Genomic DNA, 17,562 nt, shown 5'->3' on the forward strand with positions numbered 1-17,562 from the left:
CCCGCTCAGGGCCCACGACACGTACAAAGGGACTGAACGACACTGGGCAAGCGACAGCCCGAAGGGCCGCCTCCGGCACCGGCGGTGCAGCGCATCCGTCTGCGCTACACCAAACGGGGACGCCTTCGGTTCACCAGCCACCGCGACTTCCAGCGCGCTTTCGAGCGGGCGCTGCGCCGCGCCGAGGTGCCGATGGCCTACTCGGCGGGCTTCACCCCGCACCCCAAGGTCTCCTACGCCAACGCCGCACCCACCGGCGTCGGCAGCGAGGCCGAGTACCTGGAGATCGCGCTGACCGAGCCCCGCGACCCGCAGCGGCTGCGGGCCCTGCTCGACGAATCGCTGCCTGACGGCCTCGACGTGACGGACGCCGTGGAGGCGCGCACCTCCGGTCTGGCCGACCGGCTGGAGGCGTCGGTGTGGCAGCTGCGGCTCGACGGGGTCGACCCTGCCGAGGCCCGCCGCGCGGCCGACGCGTTCCTCGCCGCCGAGGCGGTGGAGGTGCGCCGCACGACCAAGAACGGCGTGCGCGCCTTCGACGCGCGCGGCGCCGTGGTCAGCCTCACCGAGGTGTCGCCGGACGGTGCCGATGGGCCCGGGCAGGCGGCCTGTGCGATACTGCGGCTGGTTGTTCGGCATCTGACACCCGCCGTACGACCCGACGACGTCCTGTCCGGCCTCCGTGCGACGGCCGACCTCGCGCCGCCGGTCCCCGCAGCGGTGACCAGGCTGGCGCAGGGGCCGCTCGACGAGGAGTCCGGCACGGTGACCGATCCGTTGTCGCCAGACCGCGACGCTGCCTTGGCCGCCTCACCCACGGCCGCCGGGCTGCCCGTCGCGACGGTGCCGGCCGGTTCCGCGTAGGACACGTCGTCGACGCGTCACCGACGACCGGGAGCCACCCGGGTCCGGGGACGCGCTGACCAGGAGACTTTCGCCTGACCCGGACATCAACGGGCCCGGCGAGCGAGACGACAGCTCCCGTGTGGCGCCCGCGCCCCGGGCGGCGGAACCGTGAAGCAGCGGGACCGCCGCCGGAACCGAGCGCGGCGCCCGGGAGCGTGACGGGAGACATGCCCGCATGCTCGACAACGAGCCAGGCAACGAGGCGCCCGAGGCGCCCACCAGCGAAGACACCGCCGCCGCGACCAGCGGCAGCACCCCGCCGCGGCGCAGGCGGCGAGCCGCCTCGCGTCCGGCGGGACCGCCGGCCCAGGCCGCGGGGAACCAGGACGTGACGGCGCAGGACGCGCCCGCCGCGGACGCCCCGGCTTCCGAGCCCCCGGCCGCTGCCGCCGCCCCGGCCGAGGAGGCCGCCCCGGCGGCCAGGACCACGCGGCGCCGCGCCACCCGCAAGGCCACCGCGCCCGCCGGGTCCCCCACGGCCGCCGAGACCGCCGTCCCCGACGCACCGGCCACGCCCGCCGAACCGGCGAAGACGGCCGAGCCCACCGCCGAGGCCGAGCCCGCCGCCGAGGCGCCCGCGCCGCGCACCCGCCGTCGGGCGACCCGCAAGTCCGCGTCGCCCGCGCCCGCGCAGGAAGCGGCCGCGCAGGCGGCACCCGAGGCGCCCGCCGAGCAGGCCCCCGCCGCCGAGGCCGCCGCGCCCGCGCCGGAGGAGAAGCCGCAGCGCGCCCGCCGTACCCGTAAGAAGGCCGCCGCCGCGCCTGTCCAGGACGACTCGCGCCGCCTCAAGCCCGGCGCGCTGGCGCCCAAGGACGACCACGCCGCCGCCCCGGTGACCGCGCAGGACGAGCCGCGGGCCGAGGACGAAGAGGCCGAGGAGACCGAGGAGGCCGCGCGCACCGCCGCGGCCCCCGCCACCGAGCCCAAGGCCAAGGCCGGGCGCAGGACCAGGACCAAGGCGGCACCTGAGGCCGAGACGGCACCCGAGGCCGAGGCGGCGCCGGAACCGGCCGCCGAGCCGGAGTCCGAGCCCGCCCCCGCCCGCTCCCGTCGCCGCGCGGTCCGCCCGCCGACCGCGGTCTTCCAGGCCCCCGTCTTCGTCGCCCCCGAGGAGCGTCCCGCCGCGCCCGGCAGCGACCGGAGCCAGAACGAGGCCGACGACGACGAGGCCGAGGGCGCCGGCCGTCGCCGCCGCCGTCGCCGCAACGCCCCGGCCGAGGAGACCCCCGCCGAGGAGACGCGCGCCGAGGCGCCGGACACCGCGTCCGGTGAGGCCGCCGAGAGCGCCGACGAGCAGGACCAGCACGACGAGCACGACGACCACGACGAGCACGGGGACCGCCCGTCCCGTCGTCGGCGCCGGGGCGGCCGTCGCCGTCGCCGGGGCGAGTCCGGCGAGGGTGACGAGGCCCAGGGCGCCGAGGACGAGCACGACGAGCAGGACCACGAGCACGAGGCGGAGCACGCCGACGGCGCCGAGCACGACGACGAGGGCGACGAGCACACGGACGAGGGCGGCTCCAGCAGCAGCCGTCGTCGCCGTCGCCGTCGCCGCCGCAGCGGTGACTCCGCGTCCGACGCGGGCGGCGAGACGGGCGCGGACGACCCGGAGCGCACGGTCGTCAAGATCCGCGAGCCGCGCAAGAAGACCGAGCCGTCCGACGAGGTGCAGTCCATCAAGGGCTCCACCCGCCTGGAGGCGAAGAAGCAGCGCCGTCGCGAGGGCCGCGAGCAGGGCCGCCGCCGGGTGCCGATCATCACCGAGGCCGAGTTCCTGGCCCGCCGTGAGGCCGTCGAACGCGTCATGGTGGTCCGCGAGAACGGCGAGCGCACCCAGATCGGCGTCCTGGAGGACGGCGTCCTGGTCGAGCACTTCGTCAACAAGGAGCAGGCCACCTCCTACGTCGGCAACGTCTACCTGGGCAAGGTGCAGAACGTCCTGCCGTCGATGGAGGCCGCCTTCGTCGACATCGGCAAGGGCCGCAACGCCGTGCTCTACGCGGGCGAGGTCAACTTCGAGGCGCTCGGCCTCTCGGGCGGCCCGCGCCGCATCGAGACCGCGCTGAAGTCCGGCCAGCCCGTGCTGGTCCAGGTCACCAAGGACCCGATCGGCCACAAGGGCGCCCGGCTCACCAGCCAGGTCTCGCTGCCCGGCCGCTACCTGGTCTACGTGCCCGAGGGCTCGATGACCGGCATCAGCCGCAAGCTGCCCGACACCGAGCGGGCCCGCCTGAAGCAGATCCTCAAGAAGATCGTCCCCGAGGACGCCGGCGTCATCGTGCGCACCGCCGCCGAGGGTGCGAGCGAGGAGGAGCTGGCCCGCGACGTCCAGCGGCTCCAGGCGCAGTGGGAGGACATCCAGAAGAAGGCCAAGACCGGCAACGCGCCGACCCTGCTGTACGGCGAGCCGGACATGACCGTGCGCGTGGTGCGCGACATCTTCAACGAGGACTTCTCCAAGGTCATCGTCAGCGGCGAGACCGCGTGGGAGACCGTCCACGGCTACGTCTCGCACGTCGCGCCCGACCTGACCGACCGCCTCCAGAAGTGGACGTCCGACGTCGACGTCTTCGCCACGTACCGGATCGACGAGCAGCTGCTGAAGGCGCTGGACCGCAAGGTGTGGCTGCCGTCCGGCGGTTCGCTGGTGATCGACCGCACCGAGGCGATGGTCGTGGTCGACGTCAACACCGGCAAGTTCACCGGCCAGGGCGGCAACCTGGAGGAGACCGTCACCAGGAACAACCTGGAGGCGGCCGAGGAGATCGTGCGCCAGCTGCGGCTGCGCGACCTCGGCGGCATCATCGTGGTCGACTTCATCGACATGGTGCTGGAGTCCAACCGCGACCTGGTGATGCGGCGTCTGCTGGAGTGCCTGGGCCGGGACCGCACCAAGCACCAGGTCGCCGAGGTGACCTCGCTGGGACTGGTGCAGATGACCCGCAAGCGGGTCGGCCAGGGCCTGCTGGAGTCGTTCTCCGAGACCTGCGTGCACTGCAACGGCCGCGGCGTCATCGTCCACATGGACCAGACGACCACCAACGGCGGCGGTGGCGGCGGCAAGCGCAAGAAGAAGGGCCGCGGCGGCGCCGACTCCGCACCGGAGCAGCCGGTGGAGGGCAGCGCGATCGCCGTCAAGGACGTCACCGACACGCTGGAGGCGTTCGAGGAGCCGCAGGCCCCGGAAGCGGTCGCCGAGGAGGCCGAGGAGGCCGCCGAGGAGTGGTTCGGCAGCGCGGCCGAGGCGGAGGCCGCGGCCACCGCGACCCGGCGCGGCCGCAGCCGTCGCCGTGCGACCCGCGCCGCGAGCGCGCCCGCGGGGCCGCCGCCGAGCTCGGACGTCGAGCCGGAGATCGTCGTCGCGCCGCCCGCCGAGCCGCAGGCCGCCCCGGTCGCGGAACCGGTCGCCGAGGCCCAGCCGGAGACCGCGCCCGAGCCCGCCCCGGCGCGTCCGCGCCGCCGCGCCACCCGCAAGGCCAGCTCGCCCGCGGGAGCGCCGGCGCAGGCCGCGGAGGCGGAGATCGTGGTGGCGCCCTCGACGCCGGAGCCGGCGGCCCAGGCCGAGCCGGTCGCCGCGCCCGAGCCGGAGACCGCGCCCGCGCCGGAGCCCGAGCCGGTGCGTCCGCGCCGCCGTGCCACCCGTAAGGCGTCGGCGCCCGCGGGCCCGCCGCCCGCCGCGGAGGGCGACGCCGCGGTGGTCGTGGTGCCCGCGACCGCCGCACAGGAGGCGCAGCCGGAGGCGGAGGCCCCGAAGAAGCGCGCGCCGCGCAAGACGGCGGCGAAGAAGACGGCGGCCAAGAAGACCACGACCGCCGCCAAGAAGACCGCGGCCAAGAAGACGGCCGCGAAGAAGACGACGAAGAAGGCCGCCGCCAAGAAGACGGCGACCGCCCCGGAGTCGTCCGACGAGTAGGCACCACGCGTGAAGGGCCGCGGCGTCCCCGGGAGGGGTGTCGCGGCCCTTTCGGCGTCCGAGGGGCGGACGGGGGGCCGGACCGACGGCGAGCGGCCCGGCGGGGACGGCCGCCGCCCGGCGCCGTGCGGCGGGCCGCCCACGCGGACGGCGAGCGCCCTCGCAGACCAGTCGAACGCGGCCCGGCCGCGCGTGGCTGGTGCGCGCAGTACCGCAGTGCCCGGAGGCGCGCCGCACCGCAGTGCCCGGGTGGTGCGCGTCGCGCCCGCAGTGCCCGGGGGTCCGCGCAGTACCGCAGTGCCCGGGGGTCCGCGCAGCACCGCAGTGCCCGGGGGTCCGCGCAGCACCGCAGTGCCCGGGGTGCGCGCAGCGCCCGCAGCTCCCGGGTGGTGCGCCTCGCGCGCGCAGTGTCCGGCGGCGCCTCCCGCGTGCCCAGTGCCCCGGCAGGGCCCAGCGCGCCTTCGGCGCTTGCTGTGGCGCAGCGCCCGCCGGTGCCCGCCGTGTCCATCCGCGCCCACCCGCTCAGGGGACCGCTTCGCAAGGGGGCGCGGGAGCCGGCTCGCGCGCCGCGCCGCCCGCCCCGACTCCGCCTTCCCGTACTCCCCGTGGGCCCGCGCAGGGCCCGCGGAGCCGGTTTGACCCATCCGGGGCGGCCCCGTAACCTTGACCTTCGGCGTTTCTGCGCCCGCTCCTGAGCGAATCCCTCCCGGCCCGCCGGGAGAGGCCCCTCACCCTTCGCGGCCCGTGCCGCACGAGTGGCTGGCATCAGGGGTGCCATTTCGAGCGAAGAGAGTGAGATCCGCGTGTACGCAATCGTGCGCAGCGGTGGCCGCCAGCACAAGGTCGCTGTCGGTGACATCGTTGAGGTTGACAAGCTTTCCACCAGCAAGGTGGGCGACACGGTCGAGCTCTCGACCCTGCTCGTCGTCGACGGCGACTCGGTCACCAGCGACCCGTGGGTCCTGGCCGGCGTGAAGGTCCAGGCCGAGGTCGTGGACCACCACAAGGGTGCCAAGATCGACATCCTGCGGTACAAGAACAAGACCGGTTACCGCCGCCGTCAGGGCCACCGCCAGCAGTACACGGCGCTGAAGATCACCGGTATCCCCACGGCTGCGAAGTAAGGGACTGAGAAGAGATGGCACACAAGAAGGGCGCATCGTCCACCCGGAACGGTCGCGACTCCAACGCTCAGCGGCTCGGCGTCAAGCGCTTCGGCGGCCAGGCCGTCAACGCCGGTGAGATCCTGGTCCGCCAGCGCGGCACCCACTTCCACCCCGGCGTCAACGTCGGCCGTGGCAAGGACGACACGCTGTTCGCCCTCGCCGCCGGTGCGGTCGAGTTCGGCACCGCGCGCGGCCGCAAGGTCGTGAACATCGTTCCCGTCGCCGGCTGACCGGCCCCAGCGGAACGACACACAGCACCACGCCGAGGGCGGACGCCGTTTCCCGTAGCCCGGGAAGCGGGTCCGCCCTCAGCACGTTGTACGGGCAGACCCGCACGGCGAACCACCCTGTACGCATCTGGAGGCATCCGTCATGACCACCTTCGTGGACCGCGTCGAACTGCACGTCGCCGCGGGTAACGGAGGCCACGGCTGCGCCTCCGTGCACCGGGAGAAGTTCAAGCCGCTCGGCGGCCCGGACGGCGGCAACGGCGGCCGCGGCGGCGACGTGATCCTCGTCGTCGACGCCGGTGTCACCACGCTGCTCGACTACCACCACTCGCCGCACCGCAAGGCCACCAACGGCAAGCCGGGCGAGGGCGGTCACCGCTCCGGCGCCGACGGCCGCGACCTGATCCTGCCCGTCCCCGACGGCACCGTCGTCCAGGACCGCCGGGGCAACGTGCTCGCCGACCTCGTCGGCCACGGCACCTCGTTCGTCGCCGCCCAGGGCGGTCGCGGGGGCCTGGGCAACGCGGCGCTCGCCTCCGCCCGCCGCAAGGCCCCCGGCTTCGCGCTGCTGGGTGAGCCCGGCCAGAGCGGCGACATCGTGCTGGAGCTGAAGACCGTCGCCGACGTGGCGCTGGTCGGCTACCCGAGCGCGGGCAAGTCCTCGCTGATCTCGGTGCTGTCCGCCGCCAAGCCGAAGATCGCGGACTACCCGTTCACCACGCTGGTCCCCAACCTCGGTGTGGTGACCGCGGGTTCGACCGTCTACACCATCGCCGACGTGCCCGGTCTGATCCCCGGGGCCAGCCAGGGCAAGGGCCTGGGCCTGGAGTTCCTGCGGCACGTCGAGCGCTGCTCGGTGCTGGTGCACGTGCTGGACACCGCCACCCTGGAGTCCGACCGCGACCCGGCCACCGACCTGGAGGTCATCGAGGCCGAGCTGCGCGAGTACGGCGCGGGCCTCGCCGACCGCCCGCGCGTCGTCGTGCTCAACAAGGTGGACGTGCCGGACGGCCAGGACCTCGCCGACCTCGTGCGCCCCGACCTGGAGGCGCGCGGCTACCGCGTCTTCGAGGTCTCCGCGGTCTCCCACCAGGGCCTCAAGGAGCTGTCCTACGCCCTCGCCGGCATCGTCGCCGAGGCCCGCGCCGCCCAGCCCGAGCCGGAGGCCACCCGCATCGTCATCCGCCCGAAGGCGGTCGACGACGCGGGCTTCACCGTCACCCACGAGGACGGCTTCTACCGGGTGCGCGGCGAGAAGCCGGAACGCTGGGTCCGACAGACCGACTTCGCCAACGACGAGGCCGTCGGCTACCTCGCCGACCGCCTCAACCGCCTCGGCGTCGAGGAGGAGCTGGTCAAGGCCGGCGCCCGGGCCGGCGACGAGGTCGTCATCGGCGCCGAGGACGACGCGGTCGTCTTCGACTGGGAGCCGACGATGGCGGCCGGCGCCGAGATGCTGGGCCGCCGCGGCGAGGACCACCGCTTCGAGGCGCCGCGCCCGGCCGCCCAGCGCCGCAAGGACCGGCAGGCCGAGCGGGACGACGCGCAGCGCGAGTTCGACGAGTTCGGCCCGTTCTGAGGGCGGCGGACGGGCCCGGCCGCCGGCGGTCCGCCTGACGGTGCGCGCGGGCGCGCCCCGGCCCGGTTCCCGTAGATTGCGCGGGAGTACGTCACGAGGACTTGTGGGGTGGACGCGGTGGCAGGGCAGCACGGGGACGGACGGGCGGTGCGCGAGGAGGTCACGAGCGCCCGCCGGGTCGTCGTCAAGATCGGGTCGTCGTCGCTGACGACCGCGTCCGGCGGCCTGGACGCCGACCGGGTGGACGCCCTGGTGGACGTGCTGGTCACCGCCCGCGAGGCCAAGGAGGTCGTGCTGGTCTCCTCCGGTGCCATCGCGGCCGGGCTGGCGCCGCTGGGCCTGGAGCGGCGCCCCCGGGACCTGGCCCGGCAGCAGGCCGCCGCCAGCGTCGGCCAGGGCCTGCTGGTCGCCCGCTACACCGCCTCGTTCGCCCGGCACGGGGTGCGGGTCGGGCAGGTACTGCTCACCACCGACGACGTCAGCCGCCGCGCCCACTACCGCAACGCCTACCGCACGCTGGACAAGCTGCTGGCGATGGGCGCGCTGCCGGTCGTCAACGAGAACGACACGGTGGCCACCGACGAGATCCGCTTCGGCGACAACGACCGGCTGGCGGCCCTGGTCGCCCACCTGGTCCACGCCGACCTGCTGGTGCTGCTGTCGGACGTCGACGGCCTCTACGACGGCGACCCGCGCAAGCCGGGCACCCGGCGGATCGAGGAGGTCGCCGGGACCGCGGACCTGGAGGGCGTGGAGATCGGCAGCGCGGGCCGGGCGGGGGTCGGCACCGGCGGCATGGTGACGAAGGTGGAGGCGGCGGGCATCGCCACCGCCGCGGGCATCCCCGTCGTGCTGACCTCCGCCACGCACGCGGCCGACGCGCTCGCCGGGCGGGTCACCGGGACCCTCTTCCACCGCACCGGCAAGCGCTCGGCGGACCGGCTGCTGTGGCTGGCGCACGCCTCCACCCCGCGCGGCGCGCTGCGGCTGGACGCGGGCGCGGTGCGGGCGGTCACCGAACGCCGCACCTCGCTGCTGCCGGCCGGGCTGACCGGCGTCGAGGGCCAGTTCGCCGCGGGCGACCCGGTGGACCTGGTGGACGAGGACGGCGTCACCGTGGCGCGGGGGCTGGTCAACTTCGACGCGCGGGAACTACCCCGGCTGCTCGGGCGTTCAACTCGTGAGCTGGCCGCCGAGTTGGGCCCCGCCTACGAGCGTGAGGTCGTGCACCGTGACGACCTGGTCGTACTGCGCTGACCGGCCCGTCCGCGGTCCGGCGTGCCCCAGCGGTGTACGGGGGTGGCGGCCGGGGCGCGGGTGAGTGGACGTGTCGGTGATCCGGGGGCTTCTTGGTGAAAACCGCCCCGCGGCCCGTCCAGGACTGGTCAACTTTGATGCGGGGAGAGAGAACCGACAGCGGTGCCGGGCTTGCGCGGCACCGCACCACGACCCGCTTCCACGGCGAGCGGGGACCGCATACAGGAGGCCGCCGGTGAGACGAGGGCGCCCAGGGGCGTCGCCCCGAGGAACGGCCGGGCGGACACTGACCAGCGTCGGGGACATGCCTGTGGGCCAATCCGTACCGGATCGCGGGCCGCAGCCGGGGGCCGGCGAGCGCGAGGCCTCCCGGCTCTGGCACGTCACCTTGAACCTCTCCGGAGCCGAGGCACCGCTGCCCGAGGTCAAAAGGGCGCTCGAACAACTGGCGCACGACCACCCGTTCCTGCTCACCAGCCGGTACGCCGCCGACCACGCGGAGATCCGGTACTGGGAGGAGGCGCGCGACCTGCACGACGCGGCGGCGATAGCGCTGCGCCTGTGGGGCGAGCACAAGGCCACCGCCAAGCTGCCCCCGTGGGAGATCGTCGGCCTGGAGGTCATCGACCGCGAGACCTACCACCTGCGCGTCTCCGAGGGCTACGGCCCACCCCCGGCGACCCCGGTGGGCGTGCACCCCTACTGACCGCTCCGCCCGGCCGGGCCTTCCGCGCACTCACTAGAATCCGAGGTGGGGCGGGCCCGGTGGCAGGACGGAGAGCACATGGCGCAGCAGGCGCGGGCGGTCAGGACGCGGCGGAGCATTCTGGAGGCCGCCGCCTCGGTCTTCGAGGAACTGGGCTACGAGGGCACCTCGACCACGGAGATCCTGGCGCGCAGCGGCCTGACGCGGGGCGCCCTCTACCACCACTTCCCGGGGAAGCGGGCGCTCGCGGACGCGCTGATGGAGTTGCAGGAGGAGGCGCTGATCCTGCCGGACAACCCGGTGCGGCTCCAGGCGCTGATCGACCTGACCTTGATGTTCGCCGAGAGGCTGCGCAGCGACGTCGTGCTGCGGGCGGTGGTGCGGCTGACCGTGGAGAAGGGCTCCTACCAGACGGGGCAGAACTACCGCGGTGCCATGGTGGCAGCCTCGACCCTGCTGTCGCAGGCGCTGGAGGGTGGCGAGCTGCTGCCCACGGTGGATCCCGACGAGCTGGCCTTCCTGCTCCAGGGAATCTTCACCGGCACCCAGATCCTGTCCCAGGCCGTCAACGACCGGGCGGACCTGCCGCAGCGGATCTCCGTGATGTGGCGACTGCTGCTGCCGTCCATCGCCCATCCGCGGTTCCTGCCCGGTCTCAGCATCGACCCGGACCGGGGGCGCACGCTGCTGGAGTCGCAGCCGGCCTGAGGCCGTGGCGGGGTGAGGTGTCCAGGTGGGGGATGAGGGTGGGCACGGCGATGCCGGGCAGCAGGCTCTTCCACAGGAACGACACGCGATCCAGGAGGTCGGTGCGGCCGCCGGCCGCCTCGGAGAGGATCTGCAGGCCCGTGAAGAGCCCGACGACCAGCCGGGTGACTTCCTCGGGGTTCACGTGCGGCAGCAGTTCGCCGCCGTCGCGGGCCTCCTCCAGCAGCCGCAGGGTCACCGCGTGCGAGCCCAGGTACGGAGTCGCACGCGGCTTGCGGTAGACCGCCTGCTCGACGGCGAGGCGGACCGCGCCGCGCATCATCGGGTCGTGGCGCAGCATGTCGGCGAAGGACATGCTCAGGTCGATCGCCGCCTGGAGCCTGAATCCGTCCTCGCGAGGCACCAGTGCCTCGTCCTGCACGGCGATCACCGCGTCGGCGATGGCCTCCTTCGAAGGGAAATGCCGGTAGACGGCGGTGCGGGGGACTCCGCTGCACTCGACGATCTCGCTGATGGTGACCAGCTCGTAGCCCGCCCGCCCGAAGAGCAGTCCCGCGGCCCGCAGGATGCGCTCTCGCGTGTCGGGCCCGATCGTCTCCACGCGCCGCCCTTCCCGGATCGTGACCACTGTACGTGACGACGTATTACGTAGGATCCTAGTAGCGTCGCGCGCCGCCTGGACCGAGGTCGCGCGAGCGGAACTCGCGGGGAGGGGAACGTGGTGGACCTTCAGCTGTCGGAACGCACGGCGCTGGTGACGGGCGGCAGCAGGGGGATCGGCCTGGCCATCGTGCGCGCGCTGGTGCGCGAGGGGGCGCGGGTGGTCGCGGCGGCCCGCACGATCACCCCGGAGCTGAAGGCGTCCGGCGCCGTCCCGGTCGCCGTGGACCTCACCTCCGCCGACGGTTGCGAACGCCTCGTGGACGACGCCCTCGGCGCCCTCGGAGGCCTGGACGTGCTGGTCAACAACGCCGGAGGCGGCGACACCTACGCCACGGACGGCTTCCTCGCCACGGACGACGAGGTGTGGCGGCGCTCCTGGGAACTCAACTTCTTCGCGCCGGTCCGCATGGTCCGGGCCGCGCTGCCCGCCCTCATGGAGCGCCGCGGCACGGTGATCAACATCTCCTCGGTCGGCGCCCACATGCCGGGGCGGGGCCCGGTCGACTACAGCACCGCCAAGGCGGCTCTGGGCGCGCTGGGCAAGGCGCTGAGCGAGGAGTTCGGCCCGCACGGCGTCCGGGTCAACACCGTCACGCCCGGCCCCACCCGCACCGGCCTGTACGAGGACCCCGACGGCTACGCGGCCCGCAGGGCCCGGCAGCGCGGCGTCCCGCACGCCGACTACCTGGCGCGGGTGCCGCAGGGGATGGGCATGACCAGCGGCCGGCTCGTCGAGCCCGAGGAGGTCGCCGACCTGGTCGCCTTCCTCGCCTCCGGCCGCGCGTCGAGCGTGATGGGCGCGGACTACGTGATCGACGGGGGAGCGCTCAAGGCGCTGTGACCGCCGAGCGCCGCCGGGGATTCGTCCCGGTATGTGGGATGCGGCGTGGAGAGCTGGGCGCGGATCAGTACCCTTCGGGCATGACCACCACCGCATCGTCCCCCGTCATCGACACCGCACGCCGCGCGAAGGCGGCCGCCGCCGTGCTCGCGCCGCAGCCGCGGGCCGCGCGGGACGGCGCGCTGCTCGCCATCGCCGACGCCCTCGAAGCCCGTACCGCCGAGATCGTCGCCGCCAACGCCGAGGACGTCGGCAAGGCTCGCGCGGCCGGCACCGGTGAGGCCGTCGTGGACCGCCTCACCCTGACGGCCGAGCGCGTCGCGGCCATCGCCGCCGACGTGCGGGACGTGGTGGCGCTGCCCGACCCGGTCGGCGAGGTGGTGCGCGGCTCGACGCTGCCCAACGGGCTGGAGCTGCGCCAGATCAGGGTGCCGCTCGGCGTGGTCGGCATCGTCTACGAGGCCCGGCCCAACGTCACCGTGGACGCCGCCGCCCTGTGCCTGAAGTCCGGCAACGCGGTCCTGCTGCGCGGCTCCTCCTCCGCCTACGCCTCCAACACCGCGCTGGTGGGCGTCCTGCGGGACGCCGTGGAGTCCGCGGGCCTGCCGGCCGACGTCGTGCAGCTCGTTCCCGGGGAGAGCCGGGAGTCGGTCAAGGAGCTGATGCGGGCGCGCGGCCTGGTCGACGTGCTCATCCCGCGCGGCGGTGCCTCGCTGATCCGCACGGTCGTCGAGGAGTCCACCGTCCCCGTCATCGAGACCGGCGTCGGCAACTGCCACGTCTACGTCGACGAGCACGCCGACCTGGAGATGGCGGCGCGCGTCCTGGTCAACGCCAAGGCCTCCCGCCCCAGCGTCTGCAACGCCGCCGAGACCGTCCTGGTGCACGCGGCGGTCGCCGACGCCTTCCTGCCCCGCGCGCTGTCCGCGCTGGCCGAGGCCGGCGTCACCGTGCACGGCGACGAGGCGTGGCAGCGGGCCGGCGAGCAGGCGGGCCGCCCGGTCGTGGCCGCCACCGACGACGACTGGGCCGCCGAGTACCTGTCGTACGACATCGCGGCGGCCGTCGTGCCGTCGCTGGACGCCGCGGTCGAACACATCCGCCGCTGGTCCTCCGGCCACACCGAGGCGATCATCACCCGCGACCAGGGCGCCGCCCGCCGTTTCACCTCCCTGGTGGACTCCACCGCGGTCATGGTGAACGCCTCCACCCGCTTCACCGACGGCGGCGCCTTCGGATTCGGCGCCGAGATCGGCATCTCCACCCAGAAGCTGCACGCCCGCGGCCCGATGGGGCTGCCGGAGCTGACCTCCACCAAGTACGTGGTCACCGGCGACGGCCACGTCCGCTGATCCGGGCCGCCGACCGGGCCGTCCCACATTCCGGCACTCCCTGCCCAAGGCACCGCCCGCGGGCTTACCCTGGACGGGTGTCTGAGGATGTGGGCGGTAAGCCGTTCCCGGACGGTGACGACCACGGAGACGCGGGCGACGCGTTCGCATCCGTGGTCCTTGACGAGGCCTTCGTGGAGGCCGCGGTCTTCCACGAACCCAGCGCGGGCGAGCGCATGCTCGCCGCCGCCCAGGCGAGGGCGGAGGCGGAGGCCACCCGGGCGAGGGTCGGCGGCGCCGACGACGACGGCCCGGACGACGACCCCCGGTACTACGAGGGCACCTACGGGCCGGGCGAGTACGACGCCTTCGCCGCCGAGCACGGCCGCTTCGGCGTCTACCGCCAGCGCCACATCTACGGCACGCCGGCCCGCTGGCACCGCACCGTCGCGTGGGTGCTGGCGCTCGTGATGGGCGTCGGCGTGGTCTCGCTGGCCTTCGCCGCGGTCTACCGCACCGGTGGCCAGGGCCGCCAGCCCGCCCCGCCGCCCGCCACCGGCCGCGCGGACCTGCCCCGGGCCACCACCCGCCCGACCGCCGCGACCACCGCGGGGCCGCTGCTGACCGGGGGCGGCGCGCCGGTCGGCACCGGCTCGCCCACCGGCGGCGCCCCGCCCACCGGGGCGGCCACCGGGGCGACCCGCTGAGGGGCCGCTTGCGGCTCTTGGGATGACTGCCTTTCAGGACTACTTGCGGCACGGGACGTTCAGCCCGCGGGGCGGAGACCTACTCTTGTCGTATGACCGGGCGTGGAGACCCCCCGGAGGGGACGCCCCAGGGCCTTCCGGGAGGCGGTGACGACGAGTACGGAGCCATCGTGTTCGATGAGTCGTTCGTTCGTGCTGCCCGGATACGGGAGTTCTCCGCCCGCGAGCGGCTGGCCGGCGCGACCCGGGCGACCCGGCCCCGGCACCCGTGGGGTACCGGCGGAGCCCGCCCGCAGGCGTACGTCCTGGTCCTGCTGATCGCCCTCGCCTTCGGCAGCGCGATCTACCTGGGGGTGCGCCACCACTACCGGCCCGCCGCGCCGCCCGCCGCCGCTCCGCTGCGCATCACCCTGGTGCCGCTCGTCCCCCCGGGACCGGTGCCCGCCGCGAGCGCCGACCCGCTCTACGCCGCCGACGACGTGGCCCACTACCCGATCGGCCTCCAGGGCGTCTCCCTCCCGGCGGCCCACCGCACCGCGCACTTCACGGCCGGCCAGGTCGGCGAGGCGCTCGGCCTCACCCAGGAGTACCTGGTCGCCTCCTCGCTGGACGAGGCCGCGCTGACCGGCGGCGACGTGCGCGAGGTGCGCGACCTGCTCGATCAGGGGCAGCTCACCCAGTTCGACCACAGCCTGGCCAGCCCCGCCGACGACGGGCGTCACGCGGCGACCGGCTGGCTGGTGCGCTTCGATCCCGCCCGCTACCAACTGGCCGACCCCGGCATCCGCGTGCGCGGCACGGTCAGCTACGCCGAGCGGGACGGCGGCGCGGGACTGGAGGTCGACACCGACCACACGCTGGTCTACCGGATCCGCGCCGCGGGCACCTCCGCCGACCGCCCGGCCTCGCTGTTCACCGTGCGGCGCAGACTGAGCCTGTACTTCGACCGGGACGACCTGGCGGACCATCAGCTCCAGCTGCGGCAGGCCGCCGTCGAGGCCGGGCCGCTGACCTGTGCGGGCGACCCGTCCGGCTACTTCCGGCCGCTGCTGGCCGGACAGAGCGCCGCCACCGGCTCCGGCACCGATCCGTACGACCGTGCCGAGCCGATGGCGGCGGGCTGCGGAGCCCTCAGCCCTGGTCCGAGTCCGGCTCCGGGCCGGAGCCGGGACCGGAGCGCGCCCCCGAGCCGGTGAACCGGTCGCGCAGCTTGCCGCCGATGTCCCCGGCGCCGGTCGATATGTCCCGGATCAAGCCCATCAGCGGGTCCTTGCTGCTCTTGACCGAATCGGCGTAGTGGTTGGCCGACTCCTTGAAGGACTCGTACACCGAGGTGTCCTTGTCCTCCTCGCGGCGCGGGTAGTGGCCGTCCATGATCCGCTGGTAGTCCCGGCTGGCCGCCCACTTGCGCAGCTCGGCCGCCCGGACCGTGGTGAAGGGGTGGGTGCGCGGCAGCACGTTGAGGATCTTCAGCACCGAGTCGCGCAGGTCGCCGCCCGCCTCGTACTCGTCGGCCTGCTTGAGGAACTCGTCCACGTTCATCTCGTGCAGGTGGTTGCCGCCCGCCAGCTTCATCAGGCCGCGCATGGACGCCTGGAGGTCCTGGCCGACCAGCAGCCCGGCCCGGTCCGCCGACAGCTCCGACTTGCGGAACCACTCGCGCAGCGCGGTGACGATCGCCATGATCGCGACGTTGCCCAGCGGGATCCACGCCACGCGCAGCGCCAGGCTGGTCAGGAAGAGCAGCACCGTGCGGTAGACCGAGTGGCCGGACAGCGCGTGGCCCACCTCGTGGCCGACGACCGCGCGCATCTCCTCCTCGTCCAGCAGCTCCACCAGGCCCGTGGTGACCACGATGATCGGCTCGTCCAGGCCGATGCACATCGCGTTGGGCTGCGGGTCCTGGTTGACGTACATCGGCGGGACCTTCTCCAGGTCCAGGATGTAGCAGGCGTCGCGCAGCATGTCGTTCAGGTGCGGGAACTGCCTCTCGCCCACCCGCACCGAGTCCGACAGGAACAGCAGCCGCAGCGAACGCTCGGGCAGCAGTCCGCTGAGCGCCTTGAACACGGTGTCGAAGCCGCTCAGCTTGCGCAGCGCCACCAGCGCCGAGCGGTCCGCCGGATGCTCGTAGGCGCGTGAGGAGATACCGGGGAAGCGCCTGCGGCTGCGGCTGGGCACGGTCCCGCCGGGCGTCCCGGTGCCGGACTCGCCGGCGCCACCTGATTCGTTCGGCACGGTCATTGGGCCTCAATCCCTTGATAGCCGGTGCGTGCTCGTCCCCCGTACCACCCCACCTTAGGGCCCGGCACCGACAGGGCTACGCTGAACGGCATGCACAACCCCGTGACGCACGACCCCACCACACTGCTGGCCGTGGCCTCCGACTCGGCAGGCCCCGGCTGGCTGCTGCGCACCGTGATCGTCGTGTCGGTGCTCGGTGCCGCCTTCCTCGCCTGGTTCCTCCTGCGCGGTTACGGCGACAGGGACTGACCGGACGCGGACTGACGGGCGGTTACCTGGGCGAACCGCTCCCGATTCGCTTCTGTTGACGCTCGATCTCGTACTGCTCGTACTGGACGTACACAGTCAGGACGCGCGGGACCTGCGTAGGGTTCCGCGTGCCCACGGACGTACCATGTGCCACGAGTTCCAGACGGACGAGTCCTCCGACCGCAAGGGGTCCAGCCGACCATGACCGCACACATCCCAGCAGCTGTGGCAGCGCTCGCCGAGGGTGGCCAGCACAACAGCCTGAACCCGATCCTGACCGGTGGCGGCGCGCTGTTCGCGCTCCTGTTCCTGCTGTGGATCGTCACCCGGTTCAACCGGGACCGCTGACCCCGGGCCGGCCCCGGCTCCCGCCGGACGCCAAGTAGGGTGTGCTCGCATGGGAGAGCAGGCAGCGTCCGGGCGCCCCTCCGGACTGATCGTGGTCGACGACGGAGGGGCCGGGCCGGTGAAGAGACGACTCGGTGTGATGGGCGGCACGTTCGACCCGGTGCACCACGGGCACCTGGTGGCCGCGAGTGAGGTCGCGAGCCTCTTCCACCTCGACGAGGTGGTCTTCGTCCCCACCGGTCAGCCCTGGCAGAAGGAACACCAGCGGGTCTCCCCGGCGGAGGACCGCTATCTCATGACGGTCATCGCGACCGCGTCCAACCCGCAGTTCTCGGTCAGCCGCACCGACATCGACCGCGGCGGCCGCACCTACACCCTCGACACGCTGCGGGATCTGCGCGCCCAGTACGGCGACGTGGACCTCTTCTTCATCACCGGCGCGGACGCGCTCTCCCAGATCTTCTCCTGGCGGGACGCCGAGGAACTCTTCTCGATGGCGCATTTCATCGGAGTGACCCGCCCGGGGCACACTCTGTCGGACCCCGGGATCCCCGACGGCGGAGTGTCCCTCGTCGAGATCCCGGCCCTGGCCATCTCCTCGTCCGACTGCCGGCAGCGGGTGGCCCGGGGCGAACCGGTCTGGTACCTGGTGCCGGACGGCGTGGTGCGCTACATCAACAAACGGAAGCTGTACCGGGACGCCGGATAGCCTGC

Annotated in this window: 17 protein-coding genes; 15 read left to right on the forward strand and 2 right to left on the reverse strand. The window is 73.9% G+C overall.

The window, feature by feature from the left end; all coding sequences use genetic code 11:
- Positions 1 to 84 precede the first annotated feature (84 nt).
- From CK485_RS12655 to CK485_RS12690, 8 genes are all read left to right on the forward strand, one after another.
- Positions 85 to 864 carry a TIGR03936 family radical SAM-associated protein gene (locus CK485_RS12655; protein ID WP_109449995.1) on the forward strand — a complete coding sequence of 260 codons (780 nt, stop codon included), beginning with the start codon at positions 85 to 87 and terminating at the stop codon, positions 862 to 864.
- Between the two features lie 217 nt (positions 865 to 1,081).
- Positions 1,082 to 4,819, forward strand: a complete 3,738-nt coding sequence (locus CK485_RS12660) for an Rne/Rng family ribonuclease (protein WP_109449997.1) — start codon at positions 1,082 to 1,084, stop codon at positions 4,817 to 4,819.
- Between the two features lie 803 nt (positions 4,820 to 5,622).
- Positions 5,623 to 5,943 carry a 50S ribosomal protein L21 gene (rplU, locus tag CK485_RS12665; RefSeq protein WP_109449999.1) on the forward strand — a complete coding sequence of 107 codons (321 nt, stop codon included), beginning with the start codon at positions 5,623 to 5,625 and terminating at the stop codon, positions 5,941 to 5,943.
- Between the two features lie 14 nt (positions 5,944 to 5,957).
- Positions 5,958 to 6,215, forward strand: coding sequence for a 50S ribosomal protein L27 (gene rpmA, locus CK485_RS12670; RefSeq protein WP_109450001.1), 258 nt, complete (start codon positions 5,958 to 5,960; stop codon positions 6,213 to 6,215).
- A 142-nt stretch (positions 6,216 to 6,357) separates the two neighbouring features.
- Positions 6,358 to 7,794 (forward strand): GTPase ObgE, encoded by a 1,437-nt coding sequence (gene obgE, locus CK485_RS12675; RefSeq protein ID WP_109450003.1) that lies wholly within the window; start codon positions 6,358 to 6,360, stop codon positions 7,792 to 7,794.
- Between the two features lie 117 nt (positions 7,795 to 7,911).
- Positions 7,912 to 9,051 (forward strand): glutamate 5-kinase, encoded by a 1,140-nt coding sequence (proB, locus tag CK485_RS12680; protein ID WP_109452891.1) that lies wholly within the window; start codon positions 7,912 to 7,914, stop codon positions 9,049 to 9,051.
- Positions 9,052 to 9,286: 235 nt separating this feature from the next.
- Positions 9,287 to 9,757, forward strand: coding sequence for a hypothetical protein (locus CK485_RS12685; RefSeq protein WP_109450005.1), 471 nt, complete (start codon positions 9,287 to 9,289; stop codon positions 9,755 to 9,757).
- A 78-nt stretch (positions 9,758 to 9,835) separates the two neighbouring features.
- The gene (locus CK485_RS12690; protein WP_109450007.1) at positions 9,836 to 10,465 is read left to right on the forward strand and encodes a ScbR family autoregulator-binding transcription factor; all 630 of its coding nucleotides are present in this window, start codon (positions 9,836 to 9,838) and stop codon (positions 10,463 to 10,465) included.
- Here the strand turns inward: CK485_RS12690 and CK485_RS12695 are convergent.
- The gene (locus tag CK485_RS12695) at positions 10,413 to 11,066 is read right to left on the reverse strand and encodes a ScbR family autoregulator-binding transcription factor (RefSeq protein ID WP_199239323.1); all 654 of its coding nucleotides are present in this window, start codon (positions 11,064 to 11,066) and stop codon (positions 10,413 to 10,415) included. The genes CK485_RS12690 and CK485_RS12695 overlap by 53 nt on opposite strands.
- A 120-nt stretch (positions 11,067 to 11,186) precedes the next feature.
- Between CK485_RS12695 and CK485_RS12700 the strand changes: the two genes are divergently transcribed.
- The 4 genes from CK485_RS12700 (at position 11,187) to CK485_RS12715 (ending at position 15,203) form a co-directional block, all read left to right on the forward strand.
- The gene (locus CK485_RS12700) at positions 11,187 to 11,969 is read left to right on the forward strand and encodes an oxidoreductase (RefSeq protein ID WP_109450009.1); all 783 of its coding nucleotides are present in this window, start codon (positions 11,187 to 11,189) and stop codon (positions 11,967 to 11,969) included.
- Positions 11,970 to 12,049: 80 nt separating this feature from the next.
- A complete protein-coding gene (locus tag CK485_RS12705; protein ID WP_109450011.1) occupies positions 12,050 to 13,321 on the forward strand; it encodes a glutamate-5-semialdehyde dehydrogenase in 1,272 nt (423 codons plus the stop codon).
- Between the two features lie 77 nt (positions 13,322 to 13,398).
- On the forward strand, positions 13,399 to 14,007 hold the full coding sequence (locus tag CK485_RS12710; protein WP_199239324.1) for a hypothetical protein: 609 nt from the start codon (positions 13,399 to 13,401) through the stop codon (positions 14,005 to 14,007).
- 170 nt (positions 14,008 to 14,177) lie between these two features.
- Positions 14,178 to 15,203, forward strand: a complete 1,026-nt coding sequence (locus CK485_RS12715) for a hypothetical protein (RefSeq protein WP_109452895.1) — start codon at positions 14,178 to 14,180, stop codon at positions 15,201 to 15,203.
- Here the strand turns inward: CK485_RS12715 and CK485_RS12720 are convergent.
- Positions 15,139 to 16,251: a M48 family metallopeptidase gene (locus CK485_RS12720; protein ID WP_109450013.1), complete on the reverse strand. Its 1,113-nt coding sequence runs from the start codon at positions 16,249 to 16,251 to the stop codon at positions 15,139 to 15,141. The genes CK485_RS12715 and CK485_RS12720 overlap by 65 nt on opposite strands.
- Positions 16,252 to 16,341: 90 nt before the next feature.
- Here CK485_RS12720 and CK485_RS29030 point away from each other — a divergent pair, with 90 nt between their 5' ends.
- The 3 genes from CK485_RS29030 to nadD all read left to right on the forward strand — a co-directional run bounded on the left by CK485_RS29030 (position 16,342) and on the right by nadD (position 17,557).
- On the forward strand, positions 16,342 to 16,500 hold the full coding sequence (locus tag CK485_RS29030) for a hypothetical protein (RefSeq protein WP_199239326.1): 159 nt from the start codon (positions 16,342 to 16,344) through the stop codon (positions 16,498 to 16,500).
- A gap of 201 nt (positions 16,501 to 16,701) precedes the next feature.
- Complete coding sequence (locus CK485_RS29035) at positions 16,702 to 16,848, forward strand: hypothetical protein (protein ID WP_199239327.1); 147 nt, start codon at positions 16,702 to 16,704, stop codon at positions 16,846 to 16,848.
- A gap of 139 nt (positions 16,849 to 16,987) precedes the next feature.
- A complete protein-coding gene (gene nadD, locus CK485_RS12725) occupies positions 16,988 to 17,557 on the forward strand; it encodes a nicotinate-nucleotide adenylyltransferase (RefSeq protein ID WP_241968447.1) in 570 nt (189 codons plus the stop codon).
- Positions 17,558 to 17,562 lie beyond the last annotated feature (5 nt).

Source organism: Streptomyces sp. ICBB 8177 (genome assembly GCF_003144095.1).
In the GTDB taxonomy this organism is placed as follows: domain Bacteria; phylum Actinomycetota; class Actinomycetes; order Streptomycetales; family Streptomycetaceae; genus Streptantibioticus_D.